We start from the raw sequence: 288 nt of genomic DNA, 5'->3' as shown, positions 1-288 counted from the left end.
TGTTCTTGCTGCAATCGGACTGTTCGACGTCTTCGTCGCAATCACAGGAACAGGGACAGCCTCCTTCCTCCGGCTCGCTGGAGGAAGAAGAGAGTGAACTGGAACTACTGCTGGAAGAGGAACTGGAGCTGGAAGAACTCGATGAACTTGACGAGGACCAGGAAGAACTGCTTGACGAGAAAGAGCTGGAGCTACTCAAGGAACTTGAGGACGAAGAACTCGAACTGCTGGAGGACGACGAACTGGAAGAAGAAGGCGGCGCGCTGCTGGAGGAATCCGGAGGCTCGG

General features: G+C 55.2%; 1 protein-coding gene. It reads left to right on the top strand.

The window, feature by feature from the left end:
- Nucleotides 1-288: hypothetical protein (locus tag HJW02_RS12995; RefSeq protein WP_208050677.1), on the top strand; the 288-nt coding region annotated here is incomplete at both ends.

This window comes from Akkermansia sp. GGCC_0220 (genome assembly GCF_017566105.1).
GTDB classification, from domain to species: Bacteria; Verrucomicrobiota; Verrucomicrobiia; order Verrucomicrobiales; family Akkermansiaceae; genus Akkermansia; species Akkermansia massiliensis.
The sequence above is the reverse complement of the archived record's forward strand: the minus strand, read 5'-3'. Positions and strand labels throughout refer to the sequence as shown.